Below are 26,109 nucleotides of genomic sequence, written 5' to 3'. Positions count from 1 at the left end.
CGTCGTTACGTCCGGACGCGGGTCGCTTGAGCAAGCCAGGGCAACAGAGCCGGCGCGAGCGAGATCGCGCCGAGCAACATGCTCTGTAGCCGCTCACGTCCACCGATCCGCTGAATTCGCATCGCCAAGCGCACCTGACCCGCCAGATCGGCGTGCAGCGCATGGTGATGATCGTCCGGGCCGCCTCCGGCCATGAGAGTCTCGGCAGCGCGCCGTGCGCTGTGCAGGGCGATCGCCATGCCATCGCCGCAGAAGGACGGGATCACCGCCGCCTGATCGCCGAGGCGAAAGGCGAGTTCGTTCGAACCGGGGCTCGCGCGGTGGACAAAGCCATAGGGCACGCCTGCGATCGCCAGCGGCTTTTCGAGGATTTGCTCTCCGTCGGCGAGGCGAAGAGCAAACCGCGGCAGTTTGAGCAGGGCGTTCAACAACGCCGACCAGCCTCCCCCCATTTCGGTAAAGCGGGATTTGCGGACGAGCAGGCAGAGGTTCGCCAGCCCCCCCTCGACCAGCTGGAGTCCTGCGTAGCCATCGGGGAAGAGGAGGATCTCGATATGGCCACGCAATCCCGCTGTGGCCGCAGCACCCAATCGCCAGTAGGTCTTGAAGCCGACAAAGTCCTGATCGCATCCCTCCGTCGGACGTGGGGCGCCGCGCACGTCATGCTTGCCGCTGGCAAGCAGCAAGGCGCCCGGATCGATCGTGCCAAGACGGCTCTCGACGCGCCGCCCTTCGATCTTGCGGGCTGCGACCCCACGCTCGATACGCGCTCCCGCCGCCGCAGCGAGATCGAGCAGCGCGGAATCCAGCCGCTTGCGGGTCAGGCCGAAGGCGGCGAAGGGTAACGGAGCGGTGATCGTCCGCGTCTCCGACACGATCCGCATCCGATCCATCCGCGTCGCGCCGAGCCGCTCAAGATCCAGGCCCAGCCGGTCCAGCATCGCCGCCGCGTCGCCCGAGATGAACTCGCCGCAGATGCGGTGGGCAGGCTCGGCATCGCGCTCCAGCAGGATCACCCGCCGGCTCTCACGGGCGAGCAATGTCGCGGCCGCACCGCCTGCCAGCCCGCCACCAACAATCGCGATCTCGCTCATCGCAGCCGGCCGAGACACCAGCGGAACGGCATGTGCCAGCGCAGCGCGATCGTCGCGCGGTCGAGCCCGGCGCGGACGATGATCGCCTCCCAGTCGTCGCGCCGGAAGCTCCGCGCCACCGACACCGCGCCATCGTGACGGACGAAGGGATGCCAGCGCGCGACCGCGCCGAGCAGCCGGAAGCCATGATAGGCGATCCAGTGCCGATGGAGATCGTTGACGAACCAGCCCCGCGCGGCACGCATCTCCATCCAGCCGAGGAAGCGGACTATCTCCGGATCGCGCATATGATGCGTGACGAGCGAGCTGATGATCAGATCGACCGGCTCGCCGGGATCGATCGCGAAAGCGTCACCGGTCCGGTATTCGATCGGCATGTCCTCCGGCGTGCGGGCGCTGGCCGCAGGCTGGCTGCGCGGATTGATGTCGTAGCCGATCAGGCGCAATCCGGACCGGCCACGGAAGCGCCGGGCGATCGCGCGCAGCATGTCGCCATCGCCGAAGCCGACGTCGAGGATGGTGACGGGCGCCGCCGGCGGCACCGTGCGCAGCGCCAGCGCGACGAATTCCAACGTCGGCGGGCGCGCCAGCGTCACCGTGTTGACGGTGGCGAGATCGGCCACGACGGCGGCGAATACCTCCGGACTGACGTCCTCGCCGTCCATCCATTCGGCCTCGGTCGAGCGGGATGCGAGGCTGCTCATGGCCGGGCCAGCAGGGTGAAGCGGAAGCTCTCGGCCGCCAGCCCCGGCCCGAAGGCAATGGCGAAGCCGGAACGGTCGGCATCGCCCCGTCCGGCCAGCATCCGCGCCAGCACGAACATCAGGGTCGCCGACGACATGTTGCCGAAATCGCGCAGCACGCCGCGCGACCAGTCCAGCGCGTCCGGAGCGAGGCCGAAACCCTGCTCCACGGCATCGAGGATCGAACGGCCGCCGGCGTGCACCGCCCAGAGGTCGTAATCCCCCGGCTTCGCGGCACGCAGCAACCCGTCGGCCGCGCCCCGCGCCAGTTCGTCGGCCAGCGCGCGGCCGATATGGCCGGGCACCTCGCCGCCGAGATGCATGTCGAAGCCCTGCCCGCCGATCCGCCAAGTGATCGATCCCGCCGTCTCGGCGATCGTCGCCGCGCGAAAATCGTTCAGGGCGATGCCTTCCGGCTCGGCGGTAACGAGCGCGGCGGTGCATCCGTCGCCGAACAGCAGCATGGACAGCAGGCGCTCGAGATCGTCGGTCTGCTGGAAATGCAGCGTGCACAGTTCGAGGTTGACGACCAGCACGCGCGCTTCCGGCGTCGAGCGGACGATATGATGCGCCACGCGCAGCGCGTTGACCGCCGCGTAGCAGCCCATGAAGCCCACCAGCGTGCGCTCGACACCGGGATTCAACCCCGCGCGCGCCATGATGATCTGATCGAGCCCCGGTGCCATGAAGCCGGTGCAGGAGGCCACGACGAGATGCGTGATTGCCACGCGCTCCCCGATATCCAGCCCGAGGGCCCCGATCGCCTCCATCGCCAACTCTGGTGCCCAGGCCTCATACCGGGACATGCGCTCGGCGGTGCCGGGCCACCCGTCGACCGCGTAGAACGGCTCCCCGTCGGACACGCGGCCATCCGGCCGCAGGTAGGAAAATCGCCGCTCGATACCGGCCCGCGCGACCATCCGCTCGAACACCTTCCGGTGCTTTTCGTCGGCGATGGTGCCGGCGACGTACCCGACGAACGCGTCATGCACCTGATGCGGCGGGAGGGCCGTGCCGATGCGGTTGATATGCGCGACGGCGGTCATACCCGGCGGCCGATCAGCACGGCGTTGAGTCCGCCGAACGCGAAGCTGTTCGAAACCAGCCAGTCATGATCGATCGCGCGAGGCGCAAGCGCCAGCGGCACGTCGCAGGCCGGATCGGGGCCGAGATGATTGAGCACCGGCGGCGCCTGCCTCTCGCGGAGCGCGACCAACCCGAGGAGAAATTCCAGTGCACCCGACGCGCCGATCAGGTGGCCGTGCGCCGATTTGGTGGCGATCACGGTGTCGGCGGCCAGCGCCTCGCCATAGACCGCGCGCAGCGCCTCCGCCTCGGTGGCGTCGTTCAGGCGGGTGCCGGTACCGTGGCTGGAAATGAGGGCCGGCGTGTCGAACGGTAGCCCGGCATCGCCATGGGCGGCGCGGATCGCGCGCTCGATGCCGGCGCGATCGGGCGCGGTGATGTGCGCCGCGTCGCTGCTCGCGCCATAACCGGCCAGTTCACCGAGGATCGTCGCACCCCTCGCGACGGCATACTCCCATTCCTCCAGCACGAAGACTGCGGCGCCTTCGCCGAGCACGAGCCCCTGCCGGTCGATCGAGAAAGGGCGGCAGGTATCGGCCGCCATCGCGCCCAGCGAGCTCCACGCGATCCACGATCCCAGCGTCAGGCACGCCTCTGACCCGCCGGCGATCGCCGCGTCGACCCGGCCGGCGCGGATCATGTGCATCGCCTCGCCGATGGCGTGGGCGGAGGAGGCGCAGGCGCTGGCCAGCACCATCGCCGGCCCGTGGATGCCGAACAGCATCGCGATCCGGCTGGCTGGCGCCGAGATCATGCCGGTGGGGATCGTCTGCGGATGCGCCTTATCGAGGCCGTGCTCGAACAGCCGGCGATAACCGACCTCGAACGTGGCATTGCCGCCGCTCCCGCAACCGAGCAGGACAGCGGTGCGATTATCGAGCACCGGATGCCCGAACAGGCTGGCCTGCTCCACCGCTTCCGTTGCCGCCACGACGGCAAAATTCACCAGAGGATCGAGCTTGCCGAGCGTGCGGGGATCGAAGCGCGCATCGATTCGCGTCGTGTCGATATGATCGACCGGCGCGGCGGGTCCGCGCGTCGTCACTGCGCTGGTCCCGTCACCGCGCGGCAGGGCGAAATCGCGGATGGCGCCATCGCCCGCCACGATGCGGCGCCAGGTCTCCGCCACGTTCCGGCCGAGACCGCTGACGCAGCCCATGCCGGTCACGGCGACGCGCCGGCTCAAGCCGCCGAGACCCGGGCGAGGATGACGTCGATGAACTGGCCGAGCGTCTCAGTGGAGGCGATCTCCTCCTGCGGGATGTCGACGCCGAACTTGTCCTCAATCGCGAACAGCACGCTCACCACGTCGAGTGAGGCGATGCCGAGCGACGCCAGCGTCGCCTCCGGATTCAGTTTCTCCTCATCGATCCGGGCCTCCTCGGCGATGATGGCGATGATCGCCTCTCGTGTCGGATGCATGTCGGCCTTGTCCTTTCATTTTCGATGTTGCGGCATGTCACCCGCGGCACGCAGCGTTGCCGGCGCAGAAGGCCATAACGCGTCAAGGCGGTCATTCGGCCGCAACCTCCAGCTTCGACGTGTCTTTCGCCGCCGGCGGCATGGTGATCTCTACGGTCAGCCCAACGGACGTCGGTACCGTTTTCACGGTTCCGCGATGGGCGGCCGCCACCGCCGCGACCAGATTGAGGCCGAGCCCGTGGCCGGGCGTCGACCGGCTGACATCCAGCCGGACGAAGCGGGCGAAGATGTTGTCCCGCTCCTCGGGCGGAACGCTCGATCCGATCGAGCATCCGGTTGATGACCGCCGCGACCTGATCGAATTCCCCGCTGCGAGTGGCGACGGGCATGCGGCGGCTGAGGTCTCCCGCCATGATCGCCTCGGCCGTGGCCGCGATGCCGGCCAGCCGGCTCTTGACGATCCGGCCGACGATCAGCGCGCTCCCGCCGCCGAAGAGGAGGATCAGGCCGAAGGCGGTGCCGAACAGGATCAGGACGGTGCCGTCCGCATCGTCGACGATGGAGCGATCGGCCGCGACCACCAGCCGGCCGCCGCCGGGGATCGGGCTATTGAGGGATTGCGCCTCCGCCGTGTCGCCATCCGCGCGAAGATAGGTCATGCTGCCCCGGTATCGGGCCGGTGGCACGGCCGCGCGAAGCGATCCGGCAAGGCGCCGCCCGCACGCATCGACGACGATATAGCCCAGATTGCCGACAGACGGCTGGGCCTCGCGAGCGCGGATCGCTGCCGCCAGCCCGGCGATGCCGTCGTTTCTGCCGACCGCGATCAACGCCCGCGATTCGAGGGTGATGCGCGCATTGAGCTGGTCGACCATCGACTTGTTGGCGAAATAATAGGTCGCAGCGCCAAGGAGCGCGGTCAGGATGCTGACCAGGCCTCCCGTCAGCAGGATGAGCCCACGTATCGTGCGCGGCATCATGTCAGCCGACGGTCCTGATCATGTAGCCCGATCCGCGCACGGTCTGGATCGCATCATTCGCGAAGCCTTCGTTGAGCTTCGTCCGCAGCCGGCTCACCTGGGTCTCGACCACGTTGGTGCGCGGATCGAAGTCGAAATCCCACACCGTCTCCAGCAGCATCGTCTTGGTGACGATGCGGTCGCCGTGGCGGAGCAATTGCTCCAGAAGCCTGAATTCGCGCGGCTGGAGATCGATCATGCGGCCGGCGCGCGTCACCTCGCGGCGGAGCAGGTTCATCTCGATGTCCTGCGCACGCAAATGCGCTATGTCGGTCGTCTTCTGGGGTCGCCGGGCCAGCGCGTTGATCCGGGCGACCAGCTCGGTGAAGGCGAAGGGCTTGGCGAGATAGTCATCGGCACCGCCTTCGAGCCCCTCGATCCGATCCTCCACCATGCTGAGGGCGGTCAGGATCAGGACGGGGGTGCTGTTTCCGTCGGCGCGCAGCCGGCGGACCATCGACAGTCCATCCATGCCCGGCACCATCCGATCGATTACGGCGACATCGAAATCGCGATCGCACAGATCGGCGTAAGCCGCACGCCCGTCGGTCGCAAGATGGACGAGATGCCCCAGCCCGGACAGGCCATGCTGGATATGGGCGGCCGCACCCCTGTCATCTTCGAGCAGCAAGACGTTCATCGCCGGTTCCTTACCGTCCTCGGCCTAGCAGCCGAACCTTACCGCCGCATCGGTTGCTTCTATACAAGTTCGCAAGGTTACGTGGCGACGAAGGACGGCCGCAAAAATCCGCATTCCCGTCAACCGGCGTGCCGCGAAGCACTCGCGCGGCAACAATCTCTCGATCGTGCGGCATGGCGGCCGGTTTGACGCGCTTCCTACTCGGCGAATGTTGCCGCAGGCGATGCCACGTCCGCCGCGGGTGTCCGCTCGCGGCCCAGCAGCCGGGCCACGATCGTCGTGAGCGCGAGGTCCGCCGTCACATTCCCGGTGGTCACGAAGATGTCGGGCAGGCTGAAGCCCGCGATCATCAGAGGTACGACCTCGATCGGAAGGTCCAGCACCTGCAGCGAGGCGATCCAGTTGGCGTATATGACGGCCGCGCCCGGCAGGCCGGCCGAGCCGATGTTGGTCAGGACGAGAAGCGCCGCGGCGAGCGCCATCTTCGCCGGATCCAGGGGAAGGTTCATCCCCCGCATCAGCAGGACGAGGACCATCCCCGCATAGAGCGGCACGCCGAGGCGGAAGATGCTGACCGCGAGCGGCAGGACGGCTCCGCCCACCGCCGGGGGGACGTGCAGCCTCTGCGTGCTCGCCTCGATCATGACGGGCAGCGTCGCCGTCGAGGAGCAGGTTCCGGCCGCCATGGCCTGCGCGTCGAGGATGGCCCGGCCGAAACGGAGCGGCGGCACGCCGCCACCGATCCAGGCGATGCCGTAGCCGAGCGCGATCGCCGCCACACCTCCCAGGGCGGAGGCGATCTGCAGCTGGGCCCAGAGGCCGGCGATCGAGAGCCCGGTGTCGAGCGCGAGCCCCAGCGAAAGCGCAAAGATGCCGATCGGTGTGAACCGCAGGACGCCGTGAACGATCCAGACCATAGCATCGGCGAGGCCCGTGATCATCCGGATCAGCGGCTCGTCGCCCCGTGGACTGGTTCGCGACACCGCAAAGCCGAAGATGATCGCGAACACGACGATCGACGCCATTGTCCCGTTGCTCGCCGCCGCGACGGGATTGGTGGGAACCAGACCGAGAACGAGCTCGCTGATTGGCGGCACCGATGGGATCGCGACTGCACCAGGGCCGCCGGGGACAGCGACCATTCCGGCGAGCACGCCGCGCGTCACCGGCCAGATCGCGTCGAAAACGACAGCCAGTCCGATCCCGATCGCGACCGCGAGAAACAGGAGCCCGAGCACCAGCGGCAGCGTGATGCCGAGGAGTCGTCCGCCGCCGCCGCCGCTCCGGTCGAGCGTGATCATCCCCTGCGCCACCATCGCGAAGACCAGGGGCACGAGCGTCATCCGGAGCGCGTTGAGCCACAGGGTGCCCAGCGGTAGCACCAGCCGCGCGGCCATGGCGAGATGACCGTCATGGCTCGCACGGACGGCGATGCCCGCCATTACGCCGCCGCCCAGCGCCAGGAGCGCGGCTATACCCCGGTTCATGCCGGTTCCCCTCGCCTGAACCGTCCATCCGGATACGGCAGACCGCACGTCACCCTGTCCAGCCCCATGCCATCACGAGACCCCCCGCGACCCGATGCCACCATGGCGAAAATTCTAGAAAGACCGCTGCCACTTCACCCGCGGTTATCAGCGCGCCCCCGGCCAGCAACGCCGGATGGACGCGACCATGGCGCCGGATATCCCAACCCATCATCGCCAGCAGCATCGCGGCGTTGCCCCAGAAGAAACGCAGCCACCAACCGAACATGCCATCCGGGTGGATCGGGCTGAAGAAGCCCCAGGCGCGCGAGGTCCCGGGATCGAGGAAGCAGATCGCCAGGAGGATCATCAGCCGCCTGTGCGCGGCAATATCCCGGCGCATCTGCGTGGCCAGTCCCAGAAGGATGGAGAAGACGATGAGGGACTGGAATTCGAGCCCCAAAAATTGCGGTTCATAGGGTGTTCCCGCCGACGATCGGGCCATGTCGACCATCGTCGACACCAGCCCGAGCGGAACGAGCGCCACCGACAGGCCCACCAGCCACCAGCCCAGCCGGCGATGCAGCGCCGGCCGGCGCAGCTCGACGAAGGCGATCTGCAAGGTTACGCAAACCAGCCAGACGAAATAAAGCGCCGCATGCACGTGAAGCACCAGCGGCGGGGCAGGTGTTTCAGCCTCGAACCGTGCCAGATCAGGCAGAAAGCCCGCGAGCATCCCGGCCCACACCAGCGCGATCCAGACGACATAGATGCCGCGATCGCGCGCGGGCGCAAAGGCCTTGCCGGGCGGTGTCCGCAAGATGCCCATGGCCTTGGCGGCGGATCTCTTCACATGCTGCACGACATCGCGAGCTCCGGGTGGTCGGAGGCTCGCCCATAGAGATCGCGGTCGCGCCGCGGCCTCGAAAAAGGGAATGATGCCCGACAGGGTGAGCGCACCGTTTTGCTTTCGCTGGAATCGGAACGCAGCTGGGTGACCTGGCCCAGCCGGAGATACGCCGGGCGCCATCGTCCTCCGATCCGATCGTTGCGGCAATCTAACAAATTTGATCGGATGCCGAGGCGTGCTAGCCTGCGTGATCGACTTCGCAGATGCCGGGGGGCCGTGCGATGAATCTGGCGCGATCTTTCGATACCGATGTCCTGCCGCAAGCCTGGCTCGCGGTCGCGGCACACGATAATTTCGGTCCGGCCGCGCGCCGGTTCGCCTCGAACATGCTTCGTATCTCCCGGGAGGACGTGCGCCTCGACGCGGTGTTCAAGGATGCCGGTCACTACGTAGCGGCGATGTCGGCCGCTTATCTTCACGCATCGGGCGGATTGACCATCCCGCTACTCAAGCAGATTTGCGCGGGCTCGGGCTTCATGAGCCCGAATCGGGCGCGCGCCATCGTCGATTTCCTCCTGCACATCGGCTATCTCGAGCCGCCGTCGGACGATCCGGTGACGGGCGCCTACCGACCGACCGACCGCTTCCTTCGAGCTTGGTGCATACACCTGCAAGCGGCTCTCGATGCAGCCTCATCGCTCATTCCCGATCTCGCGATCCTGTGCGAACGCCTCACCGATCCCGAGATTTTCGCCACGTTCCTGACGATCCAGGCATCTCGCCTGCACGCGCTCAGTCGCATGCCCGATCCATTCCCCGGACTGCGCAGCGCCTTCCTGCATCCCAACGCCGGAAGCCAGATATTATGGGCGCTCGCCCTCGCCGGGACGGACGACGCCTTCGAGCCCGTCGGAACGTTCGCCGTCCCGCTCCGACACCTGGCCCAGCAGTTCGGAGTGACCGATCTTCACGTGCGGCGGCTGATCGACAAGGCCGGGGACGAGTCCTTCCTCGTCTATCACGGGCAGGGACGCCACTCCTTCACGACGGAAGGCTTCGCCGTCGTGCGGTTCCATTTCGCATCGCAATTGAGCGAGATGATCGAGTGCGCCCGGCAGTTGCACGAAGACTGCGTCGCTCCGGCCCCCTCATCCGCAGCAGCTTCGGCCTAGGGAGCTCCGCCCTCCGCCTTCCGGCGCGATTCATCAGGTGGCCGTCGCAGGCACATCCCGGTTGCGGCGCGGCCATAGCAGCACGATCAGCGTGAAAGCCGTGCCGGTGATGAGCGTCGCCACGGGAAGACCGATGGCGAGCGTTTCATTCTCGGCCAGGAAGTCGCCCATCGCGGTGCCTGCCGTCCGTGCCATCGCAACCGTCAGCCAGTAGAGCCAAAGGCGGTTCGCGCCCTGCGCCCGCCAGATCGCGAGCATCACCAGCAAGGCCGCGAGCAGGACCAGCGATGCCATTCCCTGGCCGATCACGTGTTGTGCGACGTCTCCGAAGAACGTGCCGAATATGCCGGCGCTCAGCATCGCCGCCCAATAGGCGGCCCCGGTCTTCGGCATTCCCCTGCTCTCCTCCGCCACGCTCTCGGCACGATCGCGGGGGCGTAGCGAGAGGGTGGCGAAGCCGACGAGCAGCACGGTCAGGATCGCGCCGAAGACGGCATAGGGCATCTGGTGCTTACCGTAGTCGGCGATGTTGGTCGCGCCCGTCCGGATGATCACGATCATCAGCCAGTACCAGCCCTGGCGGGGCGCCCGGTCGAGCCGCTCGACGGCGAACACCACCGCAGCCAGCGCGACGAGAACGGGCACTCCGCCGATCAGCCCGAGCCCGCTGTCATGGGCATAGAGATCGCCCAGATTGGTGCCGAACAGGCTGGCCATGGCGATGGCCGACCAATAACGGCCGTCGACCTTGGGCATGTGACGGATCTGCATGTCTGTGTCCTGTGAGCGAGAAGATGGTCAGGCAGGCTGAAGCGCCGGTTTGTCCGTGCGGCCTTCGCGCCCCGCCATGGCGAGCAGCAGCATCGGCAGGAAGCAGAGCACGAGCGGGGCGCCGATCACGAGGCCCGCGATGATCGCGGTGGCGAGCGGGGTCTGGAGGCCCGCGCCCCGGCTGATCCCCAGCGCCAGCGGCAGCAAGGTGAGGATCGCGATGAGGGCCGACATCAGGATCGGGCGGAGGCGCGCCCTCCCGGCTTCCAGCAGGGCCGCGGCCGACACCGGCTCGCCCGGTGGAAGCTCGGCCAGGAAGAAGATGGCAAGCTCGGTCAGCATACCGACCACCATGGTGAGACCCATCATCGCCGAGATGTCGAGTTCGGTGCCGGTCAGCCAGAGGCCGAAGAAGACCGCCGTGGTCGACAGCAGCACGGTGGCGATCACTGCGATGGTGAAGGTCCAGCGCTCGAACAGCAGGGTCAGCAGCAGCGCGGAGAGCAGCAGCGCCGCGACGAACACCGTGGTCAGGTCCGAGAAGCTCTGCTTCTGCTGCGCGTAGAGGCCGCCATAATCGACGCGGATCGTGGCGGGCAGATGAAGGCCGTCGACCGCTGCCTGCACCTCCTTCATGCCGGTGCCGAGATCCTTGCCTTCGAGCCGCGCGGTGACGGGAATGAAGGGCGCGAGATCCTCGCGGGTGATCTGGCGCTGGCCCGCCGCGATGCTGATCTTGGCGATCGAGCCCAGGGTCGCGGTGCGGCCGTCCGGCGCGCGCAGCAGCAGCGCGCCGAGCGCATCGGCACGGCTGCGCAGATCCTGCGGCAGGCGCACGCGGACGTCGATCACCTGCTCGCCGGAGAGGATCGAGGTGGCGACGGTGCCGCCGACCTGCGCTTCGACCTGCTTCGCGACGGCATCGGGATCGAGGCCAGCCATGGCCGCGGCCGATCGATCGACGTGGATGTCGATCGCGTCGCCCGCCACGCGCAGGCCATCGACCACCTCGACGACGCCGTCGATCTTGCCGATCGCACCTGCCACCTTCTTCGCTGCATCCACGAGCTGCGCATCGTCGTCACCGAACAGCTTGACCTCGATCGGCTGCGGCACCGCCGTGAGATCGCCGATCAGATCCTCCATCAGCTGCGCGGTCTCGATCTCGAGGCCCGGCACCTGGTTTTCTACCTTGCCACGTATCTCGCTCATCACCTCCTCGATCGGGCGACGGCTGCCGCCCTTGAGGCGAATGAAGAAATCGCCCTCGTCGGCCTCGGTCAGGCCGCCGCCGAGCTGGACGCCGGTGCGGCGCGAATAGCTGGCGACCTCCGGCGTCTGGCGGATGATCGTCTCGACCTGGCGGAGCAGGCGATCGGTATCGGACAGCGCCGCGCCGGATTTCGCCTTGTAGTCGAGGATGAAGCCCCCCTCGTCCATCGCCGGCATGAAGCCCGATTCCAGCCGCGTCCAGGCGAAGCCGCCGACCGCGATCAGAATCGCCGCGACGATGCCCGCCGCCAACGCCGGCCGGGCCAATGCACGGACGCCGACACGTTCGTAGCGGTTGGCGATGGCGCCGGTCATGCGCTCGGCCTTGTCGGCGGCCTCGGCATCCTTGAGCGTCAGCCAGCGATCCGCCACCAGCGGCAGGACGTAGCGCGCATAAAGCAGCGATACGCCCAGCGCCGCCACCATCGTCACCGCCAGCGCCTTGAAGAAGCCGCCGGTCACGCCGGATATGAAGGCGAGCGGCAGGAACACCACGATCGTCGCCATGGTCGATCCGAACAGCGGGCGCGCCATCTCGCGCGCGGCGGCGAGCATCGACGGGCGCGTCTCTTCGCCTTCCGCTTCCTGCAGCCGGCGCATGAGATGCTCCAGCATCACCACCGCGTCATCCACGACGAGGCCGACGGCGGCCGCCATGCCGCCGAGCGTCATCATGTTGAAGCTCATGTGCGTCGCGGCCAGCGCGAGGCAGGTCGCGGCCAGCGTGGCGGGGAGCAGCGTCGCCGTGATCACCATCAGGCGCCATGAGCGCAGGAAGACGAACAGCACCACGCCGGCGAGCAGCGCGCCCAGCAGGATCGCGTCGCGCACCGCGCCGGCCGCGCCCGTCACCAGCTCGGACTGGTCGTAGAAGAAGCTGACCTTCACCGTTTGCGGCAGATGCGCGCCGTCGAGCCGGGCCTGTACCTCTTTCGCAAGCTTTACGGCGTCGGCTGTTGGTGTCTGGCGGATGTTGACGAGCACCGCCTGCGTGCCGTTCGAGGTGACGCGCGTCCAAGCCGGCGCCGGCGCGCGGCGGATCGTCGCGATCTGGCCCAAGGTGGCAACGCCCGCGCCCGCTGCCGTGCCTGCTTTTACGGGGATCGCGGCGATGTCGGCCTCGGTCGCCAACCTGTCGTCGACCAGCGCGAGATAGAGGCGGTGACGATCCTCGATCCGCCCGACCGCCGCGACGCTGTTGGCAGAACCGAGCGCCGTCGAGACGTCGGCGATCGTCAGGCCCAGCGCCTGAAGCCGGGCCGGATCGACCTCGACCTCCATCTCCGGCGTGGCGCCACCCAGCACGTCGACGCCCGCAACGCCGGGCACGGTCGACAGCAAGGGCCGCAGCCGCAGCTGCGCGAGCTGCTGGAGCGCGACACCGTCGAGCTTGTCTGAAGTCAGGGAAATGCCGAGCACGGGGAAGATCGTCGGGTCCGAACGGCGCACGCTGAAGCGCGTGCCAGCGGGCAGATCCGGCAGGATCGTGGCCAGCGCACCCTGCGTGGCGAGGGTGGAGGCGACCATGTCGTCACCCCAGTCGAAGGACAGATCGATCTCCGCCGATCCGCGACTGGTCGTCGAGCGGATCTGGGTGACACCGGGTATCTCGCGCAGCGCGATCTCGGCCGGGCGGGTGATGTCGGCCGCCATCTGGGTTGCATCGCGCTCGCCCGCGTCGATCGAGACGACGACGCGCGGATAGTCGATGTGCGGGAACAGCGTGACCGGCAGCCGGACGGCCGCCACCAGCCCGGCCAGTGTGACAAGGAGCACGCACAGCCAGATCGAGCGGCTATGCCGCTGCATCAGCTCCGTCATCGGGCGGCCCCCTGCTCGGCGACCTTCATGCCGTCCTCGAGCGCGGTGCCGCCTTCGGTGACCACCTTGTCGCCGGCCGCAAGCCCCTTGAGGATCTGGATACGATCACCGGTCGAGCTGCCGGGCGAGACATCCTGCTCGTGCGCGACACCGTCCTTGATCACGAACACGTAGCTGCGGCCGCCGTCGTCGAGCAGCGCCGAATAGGGGATGGTGAGGCCATTGGCCTGCGCCGCGAGCGAAAGCGATCCACGAAGAGCTTCGCCCGGACCGACGTCGAAGCCGGCCGGCACGTCGCCGTATACGGAAGCCAGCCGCGTCGTCGGATCGACCTGCGTATCGACGCCATCGACCGCGACCGTCGCATGCGAGACACCGGAGACGCTGCTGAGCTCCAGCGGCTGACCGAGCTTCACCCGCTGGGCAATCGCGGGATCGATCCCGAAATGGGCGCGCAGATTTCCCTTTACGGCAATGCTCGCGACGGTGGTGCCGGCGGCCACTTGATCGCCCGTCTTCGCGGTCAGGCCTTGCACGATGCCGGCGATGGGCGCGCGCAGCATCATGCCGGTGCGTCCAGCGCCGAGATTGGCGAGCGTCGCACGCGCGGTTTCGGCGGCGGCGCGCGCCGTCTCGACGTCCGCGTCCGAAGCCAGACCGTCGGCACGCAGCCTCCTGGCGCGGGCATAGGCGGCGTTGGATGACGCGGCATCTGCGGATGCCTTGGCAAGATCGGTCGCGGTGGTGCGGCTGGGCTTCAAGGTCGCCACGACCGCGCCCGCGCGGACGGCCGTGCCGTTGGGCGCGAGGATCCTGTCGACGATCGCTTCGGCCGGCGCAATCAGGCTACGCTCACCGCCTGGCCCCGCCTCCGTCGCACCGTAGACGATGGTCTGTTCGGCCGTTGCGCCCATCGTCGCCGGCGCGATCCGCACCCGCGCGACCGGATCGGCCTTGTCCCCCGCATCGCCGCCGCCGGACCCGCAGCCCGCTAGGAACATGAGGGGCAGAAAGGCAATCATCCTGTTCATCGGGTCCATCCCTCGCTGGGCTCGCCCGAGAGAAGTTCGAGCGCGATGGTCTGTTCGGCAATCTGCTGGTCGAGCTGCGAGAGCGTCAGCTCCCTGTCGCGCGCCGCCTGCTCGGCGGTGGCGGCCGCCGCGGCCGAAAGGTCGCCGCGCCGGGCTGCCGCCGCCGAACTGTCCGCGACACGGCGGATCGCCGGCATCTGCGCGATCAGGTCCGCGCGCTGCCTGCGTACCGTTTCCAGCCCCTGGACGGCGGCGACGATCTCCGCGCGGGTCTGGAACAGACGCGCCTCGTACTCGGCCTTGAGTTGCGCGCGGGTCGCGGTCGCCGTCGCGATCCCGCCACGGTTGCGGTTCCACAGCGGCAGGGTGAAGCCGATCGCAGGCCCGATCGTGTGGTTGTCGCTGGTGTCTCGCGCGCCGGCGAGCGTGAGCGAAAGGTTCGGGAACTGCTCGAGGACGGCCTTGTGGACATCCGCCTCGGCGGCGTCGTAGCCGGCACGCAGCGCCTGCAGGTCGAGCCGGCGATCGAGCGACCGGTTCACCAGCACGGAAGCATCGGGCGGGGTAACCGGGTCCGCCGGTGTCGCCAGCACCAGCATCGTCTCCGGTGGAAGGCCGAGCAGCTTGTTGAGATCGCCCCGCGCGGCCGCGAGATCGTTCTCGGCGGTTCGCGCCTTGGCCGCGGCATCGAGCGCCGCCTGGCGCCTGGTATCGACATCCGCCCCCGAAATATCGCCCCGCGCGCCCGCGCGCTCGCTTTCGGCGAAAAGCTGCTCGGCCGACGCCGAGCCCTCCCTTGCGATGCCGAGCTGCCGGGTCAGCGCGAGGATGCGAACGCCCTGGAGCCGGGCCTGCCCCGCCGTCTGCCATTCGGCCCAGGCGAGATCGAGCCGCACCTGCTTCTTGGCCGCCTCGTTGCTCTGCCGCTCCACCTTCGCGGTTCGCAATTGATTGAGATCCATGGCCAGCTGACCGCCGAAAGCGTCGAACATGTCAGGCCCGGAGAGCAATTTGTCGTAATTCGCCTGGATCTGCGGATCGGGAAGCAGGCGCGCGGCAAAGGCCTGCGCGTCGGTGACGCCGACCTTGGCACGTTGCGCCTTGAGATCCGGATTCTCGAGCACCGCGATCACCGCGAGCGCATTGGGCGTGAGCGGCTGGTTCCAGTCGACCGGCTGCGGCTGGAGATAGGGACGATCGATCCGCGCGGCATCGGCCGAAACGATCGCCATGTCGGGCGGCGCGAGCGTGGCCGCCGAATCCGCCAGCGGTGCCGGCTTGTAGCTCGCGCACCCGGCGAGCAGAGACGCCATCCCAAAGAGGAATCCGGTTCGTATCAGCCCGCTGCTCATCGCCGACGGTTCCGCTGTGGCGGCATGGAGCCCTCCCTTTCGAAGTCCGCTATGCATGAGGCTACATTGGCTCAGCATTGTCCCAACATTGGGAATCCTCAACTTGCGACGACGATGGGAACCTGACCATGATCACCGGCTGATCGCCACCCTCACGAATGACCATGAAACTGCTGCTCCTCGAAGATGACGACGCGACACGCACGCAGGCCATGCGCCAGCTTGCCGCGGCGGGGCATGTCGTGGAGGCGTGCGCCACCGGGCCGGACGCCATCTTCATGGCGACGCAGGGCGATTATGGCGTGCTCATCCTCGATCGCATGGTGCCCGGGCTCGACGGCCTTTCCGTGCTGAAGGCCCTGAGGGCGGCCGGCGTGCGCACACCCGCGCTGCTGTTGACGGCGATGGACGGCATCGACGACCGGGTGGAAGGGCTCGAAGCCGGCGCCGACGACTATCTGGTGAAGCCCTTTGCCGCAGCCGAGCTCATCGCTCGCGTGAACGCGCTGTCCCGCCGGCCGCCTATGTCGGACACGACCGTCACCGCAACCGTCGGCGACCTGACGATCGATCGGGTCAAACGCACCGTTACGCGCGCGGGCCAGCGGATCGATCTCCAGGCGCAGGAATTCAAGCTCCTCGATTATCTGATCCAGCATTCCGGCGAGGTGGTCACGCGCACGATGCTGCTCGAAAATGTCTGGTCGTTCCATTTCGATCCTCAGACCAATGTCATCGAAAGCCACATGAGCCGGCTGCGCGCCAAGGTGGATCGCGGCTTCGGGCGTGATCTCATCCAGACGGTGCGCGGCGCGGGCTATCGTATCGATGGCTGACGACCGATCCACAAGCCAGAGCCCTTTCCGAAGCGGGGCCTTCCGCTTTGCGCTAATGTTCGCGGCCGTCTTCGCGATCGCCGCCTTCCTGATCCTCGGCATGGTCCGCCATCAGGTCGGCCACTATGCCCACAAGGCCATGCAGGGATCGCTGACCAGCGAAACCGCGACGCTAGTCGCCGAGAAGCCGGCGGATCTCCCGGATGAAATCCGACAGCGCGTGGAGGCCACCAAAGGGACCTCTTTCCAATATCTCCTGATCGACCGCCAGGGGAAAGCCATCGTCGGCGGCATTCCACAGGATGCTGCGCACGAGGGCTGGGGCTCCGTCATGATGCGCGAGCATCCGGCGACGATGGACAACCCCGAAGGTCCCGAACGGCTCGTGACGCTCGGCACCCGCCTTGCGGATGGCTCCCTTCTGGTCGTCGCGACCGACGGATACGATGTCGACAAGCTCGGCGGCCATATGGTCCGCTTCACGATCCTGTGGGCGATCGCGATCACGCTGATCGCGCTCGCCAGCGGATGGATGGCAGGACTGATCTTCCTGAAACGGATCGGTGCCGCGAACGCGGCGATCGAGCGGATCGTGGCGGGCCGCACCGAACAGCGCCTGCCGATGATCGGCCTGGCTCCCGAGCTCGACAACCTCGCGCGCAATATCAACCGGATGCTCGATCGGATCGACGGGCTGATGGAAGGCTTGAGGCAAGTCTCGACCGACGTCGCTCACGATCTGCGCACGCCGCTCACCCGCCTGCGCCAGATGCTGGAGGCCGCACGGGAAGCGACCGGCCGCGAAGATACCGACGCAGGCATCGATGTCGCGCTCGCGCAGGCGGACCAGTTGCTCGCCACCTTCCGGGCGATCCTGCGGCTGGCCCAGATCGAAGGCGGCGGGCGCCGGGCGCCCTTCGCCCCGGTCGATCTCGATGGCCTGCTCGCGACCCTGATCGAAACATATGAGCCCGTCGCGATCGACGCGCAGCACACGCTTGCTGCCGATATGGCTGCGGACGCCATGGTCAACGGAGACGCGGAGTTGCTCGCCCAGCTCTTCGCCAACCTGATCGAGAATGCGATCATCCACACGCCGACCGGAACACGCGTCTCGCTCGTCGCGGAGCGCGCCGCCGGACAGATCCGTGTGATCGTGCAGGACGACGGCCCCGGCGTTGCCGCAGCCGAGCGCGAGCGGATCACCCGCCGCTTCTATCAGGTCGACCCTAGCCGAAGCAGCGGCGGCTCGGGCCTGGGGCTGTCCATCGCCAGCGCGATCGTGACCTTGCATGGCGCGCGCCTGGCGATCGACGACGCTGGGCCGGGTCTCCGCATCGAGGTCAGCTTCTCCGAATGGCCCGGCGGGGCGAGCGCCTAGCGTGGGTGGGGACAGCGAGATGGCTCAATTCTCGCGCGCCACCTGGAAGCCGGCGAAGGACTGGCGCACCGGCATGATCTCCAGCCGGTTGACGTTGAGGTGCGGCGGCAGTTCCGCTACCCAGAGGAGCATTTGGGCGATATCCTCGCCCGTCATCGGCTGCGCGCCCTGATACAGCTCGTCGGACGCGCCCTGATCGCCGCCGGTGCGGATCAGGGTGAACTCGGTCTCCGCCATACCCGGTTCGATTGAGGTGACGCGCACCCCGGTGCCGTGCAGGTCGGAACGCAAACCGAGCGAGAATTGCGATACGAACGCCTTGCTGCCGCCATAGACGTTGCCGCCCGTATAGGGATAGGTCGCCGCCACCGAGGACAGGTTGATCACCGCGCCCTTGCGTGCGATCAGCGCAGGCAGAAGCTTGTGGGTCAGCGATACGAGCGCCGTCACGTTGGTGTCGATCATCGTCTTCCACTGGGCGAGATCGGCATGCTGCGCGGGCTTCGTACCAAGCGCGAGACCGGCGTTGTTGATCAGCAGGTCGATCCCGGCGAAGGCTTGGGGCAACGCGTCGATCGCGGCGTCGCGGGCCGCTTCATCACGCACGTCGAACCCGGCCGGATGCACCCTGTCGGCGCCGAGCGTGGCGACGAGCGCGTCCAGCCGATCGGTACGGCGGCCTGTCGCAACCACCTTCCAGCCGGCACCCACGAAGGCGTGAACGGCGGCCTCGCCGAAGCCCGAAGTGGCGCCGGTGATGAAAACGGTTCTGCTCATAATGTCTCCTGTCGCGCTCGGCGCAGGGATTAGCGGGGCCGCTCGGCGAGCGGAACCCGTCATCCGATACAATGCGAAAAGGCTCTGAATGCTCGCTTATGGAGTTCTTGTCATTCCGTCGGCCTGCCCGCCCCCGTCCAGCGTGGCGTGAAGTTTCCATCAGCCAGCCAGCGCACCGGCGCGATCAGCGACTGGATCGTGCTCGTCATGTAGCCGATATCCAGATTGGCGATGGTGTCGGTCGGCTGGTGATAGGTCGGCACCTCCGCCCAGCCGGTGACCGTGTGCGCGACCACCCCCTTGAGCGCGAGCTGGTAGTTGTCCGATCGCTGGAAGAAATTTTCCTTCGGATAGGGATCGGCCGCAACATGGCCCCCATGGGCCTGCAGCGCCGAACCGAGATCGGATCGATCGAAGCCGGTCATCATCAGCGTGCCCTTCGGCAGCTTGGGATCTTGCGCGCCGATCATCTCGAACTCGATATTGGCGACGATATCCGAGAGCGGCACCGCTGGATGTGCGCCGTAATAACGCGAGCCGAACTGGCCGATTTCCTCGCTGCCGTAGCAGATGAACAGGATGCCGCGCCGGTGCGGTTTGCCGGCCGCTAGCGCCTGCGCGAGCTCGAGTACCGCCGTGGTGCCAGAAGCATCGTCGTTGGCGCCGTGCATGATCGGCCCGCCATCCTTCTGACCGAGATGATCGAGGTGCGCGGACAGCAGGATCACGCCGGCTTTGGGATCGGTTCCGGGCAGATAGCCGATCGCGTTGCTGGTGGTCGTCTCGTCCCGCGCGATGGGGACCGCAAGCCGCGCCTCCTCGCCGGCCTTGATCGCATCGATCGTCGCAGCCGGCAGCGTCGCGAAGGACGGGCGCGTGGCGGGAGGATCTTCGGCGAGATAGCGCGGCATGCTGGTACGGCCGCCGATCTGGGCGAACCATTCGGTCGCGCTGCCGCTGTCCTTCGCGATCAGCAGCCCGATATGCTTCGAGCGCACCGCGCGCCATATGTCGAAGGCCGGCACGTTGCCTGCCGTGAACACAACCACCGCCGCCGTCTCGGGCAGCGAGGCCAGGCTGTCGGCCAGGACTATCGGCCCCTGCACTTCGGCGCTGGAGCCGACGATCAGCCGCATGCCCTCGACCGGCCTGCCGGCGACCTCCAGCGTCGGAGTCGACGCGACGCGCATGCCGATCACGCCGGCCGTCTGGACATAGCCCGGCATTCCCGGCGCTGGCTGCAAACCGTATCCCTCGAATTGTGATGCCACGTAGGCGGCCGCGACTTCCTCGTCGTGGGTGGCGCTGCCCCGCCCGCGCAGGGCATCTCCCGCCAGGAAATCCTCATGCGCGCGCACGGACCTGGAACTGACCGTCGATGATGGCGCAGCCGAAGCGGCGGTCGCGAGAAGAAGTGCCGGAAGCAATATGATACGCATACTCAACCTCATTCGATGCCGTTGGCCCCTGGTTACGCCTCACAGGACGACCTGCTTGGCGAAGCTCAGTCGGACGCCCGTACCGCCCGCCTTGGTCGTGAAGAAGGCAGAAAGATTTCCTGCGCGAGACGCGATGGCACGCCCGGGCCGTTGTCGCTCACGCTGATCACCACCCGGTCGGCCTCGTTGGTGTCCACCCGCACCGCCATTGCCGGAGACGATGCGCCCCGGCAGGCCTGCCACGCATTCTTCGGGAGGTTGAGCAGCACTTGGCCCAGCAGGTTCGCGTCGCCATTGATCCGCAACGTCTCCCTTGCGAGCGAAACGTCGAGCGTCATTCGCCGTCATCGTTACAGACCTGATCAGGCCGTCCCTTCATTCTCGCTTCGCACAGCCAGGGGACGGCGCTCGCCATCGAACTGGTCCACCGCGAAATCCTCGGCACGCCGCTGCAGGGCGGGATGATAGCCGCCTATCTCGTCGGCGGATATGTGCCGCAGGCATTCACCACGATCGGCCCGCCGACCTGCGATTCACCAGGGCAAACCGGCTGCGTCGTCTCGTGGAACAACAGCAAGGCGGGCTGGAACATCCCGCGCAAGCTGCTGCTCAGTCGGCCGGGTACTGGTGGCAGGGCCAGCTCGTCACCCGCGGGGCCGCGCCGCCGATCTGCGCCAATCCGCTGAGCTGGCGCGACGAAGGCTCGGCCCCGGCAACCGCCAACCCGAGCAGCCTGCCCTTTCCGAATGCCCCCTTTTCGGCTGCCGCCGCTACGCTGCCGCCGCCGCCGGACGCGGCGACGATCCGGCTCATCGAAGCGCTTCTCGACAAGCAACCCGTTCCCGCTGACCTGCGAGCGCGGATGGCGGACCCCGATGCCATGGCCGAGCGGCGCGGGCGCGAGGTGCCGCAGCGCGCGGAGGACTGGCCTGCGCTGGCTCGCTATCGCGTCGCCAACGGCGAGGCTCGCGATCCCGAACTGGTGATGATCGGTCCAGCTTCCGCAACGAAGTGGCACGGCAAACAGTCAAACCGGTAAACAGATCAAATATCGCGTCTGGAATAACGACTCGTTTTCGCTAGGTTGCCTCCAACCTGGGGGAACAATGCTGTTGATCGCGTTTCTCGCGGCCGCCGTTCCTGCGGCCGTTGCTCGACCCGACCCGCCGGTGCCGATCGACGCCGGAACATGGATCACCCCGAAAGACTATCCGGCGGCGGCTCGGCGCGCCAGCCAGGCAGGCGTGGTTTCGTTCGAGCTCGACGTCGATGCTTCGGGGCTTGTGACCGATTGCCGGATCAAGGAGTCGAGCGGCCAGCCGTTGCTCGATCAGGCGACCTGCCCGCTGCTGCGCAGCCGCGCGCACTTCACGCCCGCGCACGATGCCGTGGGGCGAACCATCGCCTCCTCCTACTCGAACCGTATTCGCTGGGCGCTTCCCCTGCTGGCGCCGCCGCCGCCCGTGGTCGTCACAATGCGGCCATCGCCGGTCGTGGCCGTGCCGCGTTGGCCACTCGCTCCGTCGATGACGTCGATCCGCGCCTATGAGGCCGCACCGCCCGTCCGCATGCCCGCGAGGCCGCGCCTCGCGCCGCCGCCCCCGCCGCCCAGCTTCGATCCCGCGCCCCCGCCCGTGGCCGATTCCCCTACGCCGGTCGCTGACTCGCGCGCGCTGTTCGGCAAGCTCCCCAACGGCCTGCGCTATGCGATCCTGCGCAACGGCACGCCGAGGGGCGGCGTATCCTTCCGCCTGCGCGTCGGCGTCGGCTCGGTCGACGAAGGCGACAAGGAACTCGGATACGCGCACCTGCTGGAGCACATGACCTTTCGCGGCAGCGAGCATGTGCCGGACGGCGACTTCGAAAAATCGATGGAGCAGATGGGGCTGAGCTTCGGCAAGGACACCGTCGCCAACACCACGCCAGAAGACACCATCTTCGGGCTGGATTTCCCGCCTTCCCGCCTGTCGGCCGCCGCCGAAGGGCTGTTCATGCTGCGCGAGGCGACCGGACGGGCGACGATATCGCCCACGGCCCTGCAGGCCGAGCGCGCGGTGGTGCTGGCCGAAGGCCGCTGGCGCGACGATCCGTCCCTGCATGCCGAGCAGGCCCGCCAGACCTATCTGCTCGCCGGGCAGCGCATTCCGCAGCGCTGGACGTTCGGTACGCCGGAATCCATCGCAGCGGCCTCCGCAGACGGACTGCGCCGCTTCTACAAGACGCATTACCGCCCCGACCGGAGCATTCTGGTGATCACGGGCAATGTCGTGCCCAATGACATGGAAGCGATGATCAAGGCGACCTTCGGGAACTGGGCCTCCGACGGCTCGCCGCCACCCGTCTTCGATCAAGGCGGCGTGAAGCGGCGCGGCAGCGACGTCCGTATCTTCACGGAGCCAGGCGCGCCCCAGCGCATCGAGATCGACTGGGTCTCCCGCTATGACGACCGGCCGGACAGCTTCGACCGGGAACGCCAGCAGCTCGCGGAATGGATCGCCGCATCGATCCTCAATGCGCGGCTGGATCGCGCCGCCGACCAACCGGGTGCTCCGTTCAGCGCGGCGGCGATCGACCGATCGACGCTCTATCACTCGGCCCAGGTCACCACGCTGTCCCTGATTCCCATCGGCGACGCGATCGACAAGGCCGTGCAAGCGGCACTGATCGAGCAGCGGCGGCTCACGACGCTCGGCGTCACGCAGGCCGAGATCGATCGTGAACGGTTACGTCTCACCAACCAGCTCGACCAGGCAGCAACGGCCGAGAACAACCGGAACTCCGCCGATCTCGCGAACACGCTGCTGGCGAGCATGGTTTCGGGAGATACGTTCGCGACGCCGTCGCAGCGCGCCATCGACTACGAGCGCCTGATCGCGACGCTTACCCCTGTCGACATCCAGGCCGCCGCCAAACGGCTCGTATCCGGATCGGGACCGCTCCTCTTCATCTCCACAGGCAAGGCACCCGCCGGCGGGGAAGCGGCGCTGCGTGTCGCGCTCGGCGAGGCGGAGCGTGCGCCGCTCGCCGCCCAGCAGCAGGACATGGCCGGAGCCTGGCCCTACACCCATTTCGGCGCGCCGGGCCGCATCGCTGAGCGCAAGGATGTCGCGGACCTGGGGCTCACGATCGTCCGCTTCGCCAACGGCACATCGATCACGCTGAAGCGCGCGCCCTCGCTCAAGGATTCGGTGATGCTCGACGCCAATTTCGGCGCCGGCTTCGCCGGCCTGCCGCCGGGGCTGGAGCAATCCTACTGGATGCTCACACAGCAACCGCAGACCTTCATCCTGGGCGGGCTGGGCAAGGCCGATGCGACCGACATTGCGGAAATGCTGAACGGCAAGAATGTCGGCGCGAATTTCTATGTCTCGGAAGAGCGCTTCCACCTCACCGGCGGCACCAATGCGCGCGATTTCGAGACCGAGCTGCAATTGCTGACGGCCTATCTCTCCGATCCCGCCTTCCGCCCGCGCGCGGCAGAGCAGGCCAAGGCCCGGCTGGTGACGGCTCTGCCGGAGCTTTCGGCCTCGCCGACGCTGATGCTGCAGAGGGACGAGGGCTTCTTGCTCCATGCCCGCGATCCGCGCTGGGGACCGGCCTCGCCCGCGGACCTCGATCGATCGCGCCCGTCCGATCTCGCCGCCATCCTCCGACCGGCTCTGGCCGGGCCGATCAACATCGTCATGGTGGGAGACCTCGATATCGATCGCGCGATCGAGGTCGCCCGGAACACGATCGGATCCCTCCCCGACCGAACCGCTCGGCCCGCGATCCGCGACGCGCATTTCCCGGCGGCGACACCGTCCCCGGTCACCGAGATCAGCACGGGACGCCAGGATCAGGGGATCGCGCTGGCCGCCTGGCCAACGCCCGGCTTCTTCGCCAGCACGGCCGACGCACGCGCCATCCAGGTGATGTCGCAGATCATCCAGGTGCGCCTGATCGATGGCCTTCGCGAGAAGGAAGGGCTCACCTACGCGCCGACCACCTATATCGACCAGTCCGAGCTGTTTCCCGGCTACGGAATGATCGCCGCGACGGTCGAGATCGAGCCGACCAAGGTGGACACCTTCTTCGCCGAGCTCAATGCGATCGTGCAGGACCTCGCCGCAAGGCCGGTCAGCATCGAGGAATTGAGCCGGTCCCGCACGCCGCTTCTCGAGGAAAGCAAGACTCTGCTTTCGACGGGCACCTATTGGCTGTCCGCCCTGCCCTGCGCCGATTCCGATCCGCGCTATCTGGACACCATCCGATCCCGCCCGGCCGACCTCGCGGGCGTCACGCCGGCGGCGATCCAGCGATTGGCGGCGCAATATCTCGCCAGCAAAGCGCCCTACAAGCTGGTGGTACGGCCCGCGCCGAAGCCGCCCGGCGGATGATCAGTGCGCGGCGCCCGGCGCCACCTGCCGGTCCGGCTTCGGCGCGACCCAGATCAGGAGGGCCGCGAACAGGAAGACGAGCGCCGACACGAGGAAGATGTGGTTGGTCGCCAGCGCGGTCGCCTCGCCGTTGACAAGCTGCTCGATCGTGCCGCGCACCTGATCGACGCCGAAGCCCTGGTTCTGCAGCATGGCCGACACGTCGTTGCTGTTGAGCTTCGACACCAGCTCGCTACGCGCGACGCGCGTGTCGTTGTCCCAGGCGGTGGTGGAGATCGAGGTACCGATCGCCGCCGCCATGGTACGCAGGAAGCTCATCAGGCCCGCCGCCGAGGCCAGTTCCTCCTCGTCCACGGCGGCCAGCCCGATGCTGGTGATCGGGATGAAGAAGAAGGGCAGCCCCACGCCCTGCAGCAATTGCGGGACCGCCAGCGACCAGAAGTCCGCGCTGCTGTTCCAGTGCGCGCGCAACAGCGTCGTCGCGCCCAGCCAGAGGATGCCGAAGCTGACCAGCCTGCGGGGATCGACTTTCGCCGAGAGCTTGCCGACGATCGGCGAGGCGATCACGGCGGATACGCCGGTGAAGGCGGTCGCATAGCCCGCCCACGTCGCCGTGTAGCCGAGATAGCCCTGCAGCCATTGCGGGATGATTACCGCGGACGTGAAGAACGTCCCGAAGGCGAAGGCCAGCGCCACCACGCTTGCCGAGAAACCGCGATGGCGGAACACGCGCAGATCGACCGCCGGATGCGCCTCGGTCAGTTCCCACGCGCAGAACAGCGCGAAGCCGATGACGGCGATGACCGCGAGGATGGCGATGAAGCTGTTGTGGAACCAGTCCCGATCATGGCCAAGATCGAGCATCACCTGCAGCGCGGCGATCCACAGTACCATCAGCGCGAGGCCCATGGCATCGATCCGCGCCGGCTTCAGCGCCGTCTCGATCGGGCGGAGCAGCATCCACGCACCGGCGATGCAGGCCGCGGCCACCGGCAGGTTGATGAAGAAGATCCAGTGCCACGAGGCATCGTCGCTCAGCACGCCGCCAAGGATCGGCCCGAGGATCGGCGCGGTCACCGTGGTCATCGACCACAGCCCCAGCGCCTGCCCATGCTTCTCCTTCGGGAACACCCGCATCAGCAATGTCTGGGTCAGCGGCATCAGCGGGCCGCCGCAGAAGCCCTGCCCCAGCCGGAACAGCACGATCTCGCCAAGCGAGGTCGACATGCCGCACAGCATCGAGAAGCAGGCGAAGCCGATCAGCGCGCCGATGAACAGCTTCACGCTGCCGAAGCGCGCCGTCAGGAAGCCGGTCAGCGGCACGCACACCGCCTCCGCCACCGAATAGGATGTGATCACCCAGGTGCCCTGATCGGGCGACACGCCGATGCCACCCGATATGTGCGGCACCGAGACGTTGGCGATGGTGGTGTCCAGCACCACCATGAAGTTGCTGAGCGCCAGCGCAAGCGCGGCGAACAGCAGCGGCGCACCGCTCAGCGTGACGGGTTTCTCGTGCGGGCTGTCCATTGCGGCGGCCTCCCCGGTTCAGATTTGC

22 protein-coding genes and 1 pseudogene are annotated in these 26,109 nt (G+C 67.6%); 6 read left to right on the top strand and 17 right to left on the bottom strand.

Annotated elements, in window-relative coordinates; genetic code table 11:
* Window positions 1–5: 5 nt before the first annotated feature.
* The 9 genes from HZF05_RS09485 to HZF05_RS09445 all read right to left on the bottom strand — a co-directional run bounded on the left by HZF05_RS09485 (window position 6) and on the right by HZF05_RS09445 (window position 8,332).
* Window positions 6–1,094, bottom strand: a complete 1,089-nt coding sequence (locus tag HZF05_RS09485) for an NAD(P)/FAD-dependent oxidoreductase (RefSeq protein WP_160365825.1) — start codon at window positions 1,092–1,094, stop codon at window positions 6–8.
* Window positions 1,091–1,798, bottom strand: coding sequence for a methyltransferase domain-containing protein (locus tag HZF05_RS09480; protein ID WP_160365824.1), 708 nt, complete (start codon window positions 1,796–1,798; stop codon window positions 1,091–1,093). The genes HZF05_RS09485 and HZF05_RS09480 overlap by 4 nt, the downstream gene beginning before the upstream one ends.
* Entirely contained in the window at window positions 1,795–2,883 is a 1,089-nt protein-coding gene (locus HZF05_RS09475; RefSeq protein WP_160365823.1) for a type III polyketide synthase, read from the bottom strand. The genes HZF05_RS09480 and HZF05_RS09475 overlap by 4 nt, the downstream gene beginning before the upstream one ends.
* Window positions 2,880–4,109, bottom strand: coding sequence for a beta-ketoacyl-[acyl-carrier-protein] synthase family protein (locus HZF05_RS09470; RefSeq protein WP_160365822.1), 1,230 nt, complete (start codon window positions 4,107–4,109; stop codon window positions 2,880–2,882). Before HZF05_RS09470 ends, HZF05_RS09475 begins: the two co-directional genes overlap by 4 nt.
* Entirely contained in the window at window positions 4,106–4,345 is a 240-nt protein-coding gene (locus HZF05_RS09465) for a phosphopantetheine-binding protein (protein WP_160365821.1), read from the bottom strand. Before HZF05_RS09465 ends, HZF05_RS09470 begins: the two co-directional genes overlap by 4 nt.
* A 91-nt stretch (window positions 4,346–4,436) precedes the next feature.
* A complete protein-coding gene (locus HZF05_RS22410; protein WP_425505620.1) occupies window positions 4,437–4,613 on the bottom strand; it encodes a hypothetical protein in 177 nt (58 codons plus the stop codon).
* A 713-nt stretch (window positions 4,614–5,326) separates the two neighbouring features.
* A complete protein-coding gene (locus tag HZF05_RS09455; protein WP_160365820.1) occupies window positions 5,327–6,004 on the bottom strand; it encodes a response regulator transcription factor in 678 nt (225 codons plus the stop codon).
* A 197-nt stretch (window positions 6,005–6,201) separates the two neighbouring features.
* Window positions 6,202–7,491, bottom strand: a complete 1,290-nt coding sequence (locus HZF05_RS09450; protein WP_160365819.1) for a dicarboxylate/amino acid:cation symporter — start codon at window positions 7,489–7,491, stop codon at window positions 6,202–6,204.
* Between the two features lie 49 nt (window positions 7,492–7,540).
* Window positions 7,541–8,332 carry a hypothetical protein gene (locus HZF05_RS09445; protein WP_160365818.1) on the bottom strand — a complete coding sequence of 264 codons (792 nt, stop codon included), beginning with the start codon at window positions 8,330–8,332 and terminating at the stop codon, window positions 7,541–7,543.
* A gap of 398 nt (window positions 8,333–8,730) precedes the next feature.
* On the opposite strand from HZF05_RS09445, the gene HZF05_RS09440 reads away from it, so the two are divergent.
* On the top strand, window positions 8,731–9,492 hold the full coding sequence (locus tag HZF05_RS09440; protein ID WP_160365817.1) for a hypothetical protein: 762 nt from the start codon (window positions 8,731–8,733) through the stop codon (window positions 9,490–9,492).
* A 33-nt stretch (window positions 9,493–9,525) separates the two neighbouring features.
* Here HZF05_RS09440 and HZF05_RS09435 read toward each other — a convergent pair whose 3' ends face one another.
* The 4 genes from HZF05_RS09435 to HZF05_RS09420 are packed head-to-tail and all read right to left on the bottom strand — an operon-like array spanning window position 9,526 to window position 15,700.
* On the bottom strand, window positions 9,526–10,263 hold the full coding sequence (locus HZF05_RS09435) for a COG4705 family protein (RefSeq protein ID WP_160365816.1): 738 nt from the start codon (window positions 10,261–10,263) through the stop codon (window positions 9,526–9,528).
* A gap of 27 nt (window positions 10,264–10,290) precedes the next feature.
* Complete coding sequence (locus HZF05_RS09430) at window positions 10,291–13,356, bottom strand: efflux RND transporter permease subunit (protein WP_160365815.1); 3,066 nt, start codon at window positions 13,354–13,356, stop codon at window positions 10,291–10,293.
* Window positions 13,353–14,387, bottom strand: a complete 1,035-nt coding sequence (locus HZF05_RS09425) for an efflux RND transporter periplasmic adaptor subunit (RefSeq protein WP_160365814.1) — start codon at window positions 14,385–14,387, stop codon at window positions 13,353–13,355. The genes HZF05_RS09430 and HZF05_RS09425 overlap by 4 nt, the downstream gene beginning before the upstream one ends.
* Window positions 14,384–15,700, bottom strand: coding sequence for a TolC family protein (locus HZF05_RS09420; RefSeq protein WP_246331844.1), 1,317 nt, complete (start codon window positions 15,698–15,700; stop codon window positions 14,384–14,386). The genes HZF05_RS09425 and HZF05_RS09420 overlap by 4 nt, the downstream gene beginning before the upstream one ends.
* 203 nt (window positions 15,701–15,903) lie before the next feature.
* Here HZF05_RS09420 and HZF05_RS09415 point away from each other — a divergent pair, with 203 nt between their 5' ends.
* Together HZF05_RS09415 and HZF05_RS09410 are read left to right on the top strand one after the other, a co-directional pair.
* A complete protein-coding gene (locus HZF05_RS09415) occupies window positions 15,904–16,575 on the top strand; it encodes a winged helix-turn-helix domain-containing protein (protein ID WP_160365812.1) in 672 nt (223 codons plus the stop codon).
* 55 nt (window positions 16,576–16,630) lie between these two features.
* Entirely contained in the window at window positions 16,631–17,956 is a 1,326-nt protein-coding gene (locus tag HZF05_RS09410) for a sensor histidine kinase (RefSeq protein WP_160365811.1), read from the top strand.
* Window positions 17,957–17,980: 24 nt separating this feature from the next.
* Here the strand turns inward: HZF05_RS09410 and HZF05_RS09405 are convergent, their stop codons facing one another.
* From HZF05_RS09405 to HZF05_RS09395, 3 genes are all read right to left on the bottom strand, one after another.
* Window positions 17,981–18,733: an SDR family NAD(P)-dependent oxidoreductase gene (locus HZF05_RS09405; RefSeq protein WP_160365810.1), complete on the bottom strand. Its 753-nt coding sequence runs from the start codon at window positions 18,731–18,733 to the stop codon at window positions 17,981–17,983.
* A 110-nt stretch (window positions 18,734–18,843) separates the two neighbouring features.
* The gene (locus tag HZF05_RS09400; RefSeq protein ID WP_160365809.1) at window positions 18,844–20,172 is read right to left on the bottom strand and encodes a M28 family metallopeptidase; all 1,329 of its coding nucleotides are present in this window, start codon (window positions 20,170–20,172) and stop codon (window positions 18,844–18,846) included.
* A 65-nt stretch (window positions 20,173–20,237) separates the two neighbouring features.
* A complete protein-coding gene (locus HZF05_RS09395; RefSeq protein WP_160365808.1) occupies window positions 20,238–20,510 on the bottom strand; it encodes an ATP-binding protein in 273 nt (90 codons plus the stop codon).
* A 39-nt stretch (window positions 20,511–20,549) separates the two neighbouring features.
* On the opposite strand from HZF05_RS09395, the pseudogene HZF05_RS22405 reads away from it, so the two are divergent.
* From HZF05_RS22405 to HZF05_RS09385, 3 genes and pseudogenes are all read left to right on the top strand, one after another.
* Window positions 20,550–20,690 (top strand): annotated as a pseudogene (locus HZF05_RS22405) (DUF3089 domain-containing protein); the annotation flags it as partial.
* A 44-nt stretch (window positions 20,691–20,734) separates the two neighbouring features.
* Entirely contained in the window at window positions 20,735–21,211 is a 477-nt protein-coding gene (locus HZF05_RS21850) for a hypothetical protein (protein WP_246331842.1), read from the top strand.
* 73 nt (window positions 21,212–21,284) lie between these two features.
* Entirely contained in the window at window positions 21,285–24,551 is a 3,267-nt protein-coding gene (locus tag HZF05_RS09385; RefSeq protein WP_160365807.1) for a TonB family protein, read from the top strand.
* Here HZF05_RS09385 and HZF05_RS09380 read toward each other — a convergent pair whose 3' ends face one another.
* Entirely contained in the window at window positions 24,552–26,081 is a 1,530-nt protein-coding gene (locus HZF05_RS09380) for a DHA2 family efflux MFS transporter permease subunit (protein WP_160365806.1), read from the bottom strand.
* Window positions 26,082–26,109 lie beyond the last annotated feature (28 nt).

Source organism: Sphingomonas chungangi (assembly GCF_013778325.1).
GTDB lineage: Bacteria > Pseudomonadota > Alphaproteobacteria > Sphingomonadales > Sphingomonadaceae > Solisphingomonas > Solisphingomonas chungangi.
This window is presented reverse-complemented; position numbering and strand designations above follow the sequence as displayed.

Bases quoted from the DNA above. Each gene is read 5' to 3' on its own strand.
- HZF05_RS09485 (WP_160365825.1), bottom strand. From the start codon at position 1,094: ATGAGCGAGATCGCGATTGTTGGTGGCGGGCTGGCAGGCGGTGCGGCC.
- HZF05_RS09480 (WP_160365824.1), bottom strand. From the start codon at position 1,798: ATGAGCAGCCTCGCATCCCGCTCGACCGAGGCCGAATGGATGGACGGC.
- HZF05_RS09475 (WP_160365823.1), bottom strand. From the start codon at position 2,883: ATGACCGCCGTCGCGCATATCAACCGCATCGGCACGGCCCTCCCGCCG.
- HZF05_RS09465 (WP_160365821.1), bottom strand. From the start codon at position 4,345: ATGCATCCGACACGAGAGGCGATCATCGCCATCATCGCCGAGGAGGCC.
- HZF05_RS09455 (WP_160365820.1), bottom strand. From the start codon at position 6,004: ATGAACGTCTTGCTGCTCGAAGATGACAGGGGTGCGGCCGCCCATATC.
- HZF05_RS09450 (WP_160365819.1), bottom strand. From the start codon at position 7,491: ATGAACCGGGGTATAGCCGCGCTCCTGGCGCTGGGCGGCGGCGTAATG.
- HZF05_RS09435 (WP_160365816.1), bottom strand. From the start codon at position 10,263: ATGCAGATCCGTCACATGCCCAAGGTCGACGGCCGTTATTGGTCGGCC.
- HZF05_RS09430 (WP_160365815.1), bottom strand. From the start codon at position 13,356: ATGACGGAGCTGATGCAGCGGCATAGCCGCTCGATCTGGCTGTGCGTG.
- HZF05_RS09425 (WP_160365814.1), bottom strand. From the start codon at position 14,387: ATGAACAGGATGATTGCCTTTCTGCCCCTCATGTTCCTAGCGGGCTGC.
- HZF05_RS09420 (WP_246331844.1), bottom strand. From the start codon at position 15,700: ATGGCGTCTCTGCTCGCCGGGTGCGCGAGCTACAAGCCGGCACCGCTG.
- HZF05_RS09415 (WP_160365812.1), top strand. From the start codon at position 15,904: ATGAAACTGCTGCTCCTCGAAGATGACGACGCGACACGCACGCAGGCC.
- HZF05_RS09410 (WP_160365811.1), top strand. From the start codon at position 16,631: ATGTTCGCGGCCGTCTTCGCGATCGCCGCCTTCCTGATCCTCGGCATG.
- HZF05_RS09405 (WP_160365810.1), bottom strand. From the start codon at position 18,733: ATGAGCAGAACCGTTTTCATCACCGGCGCCACTTCGGGCTTCGGCGAG.
- HZF05_RS09400 (WP_160365809.1), bottom strand. From the start codon at position 20,172: ATGCGTATCATATTGCTTCCGGCACTTCTTCTCGCGACCGCCGCTTCG.
- HZF05_RS09395 (WP_160365808.1), bottom strand. From the start codon at position 20,510: ATGACGCTCGACGTTTCGCTCGCAAGGGAGACGTTGCGGATCAATGGC.
- HZF05_RS09380 (WP_160365806.1), bottom strand. From the start codon at position 26,081: ATGGACAGCCCGCACGAGAAACCCGTCACGCTGAGCGGTGCGCCGCTG.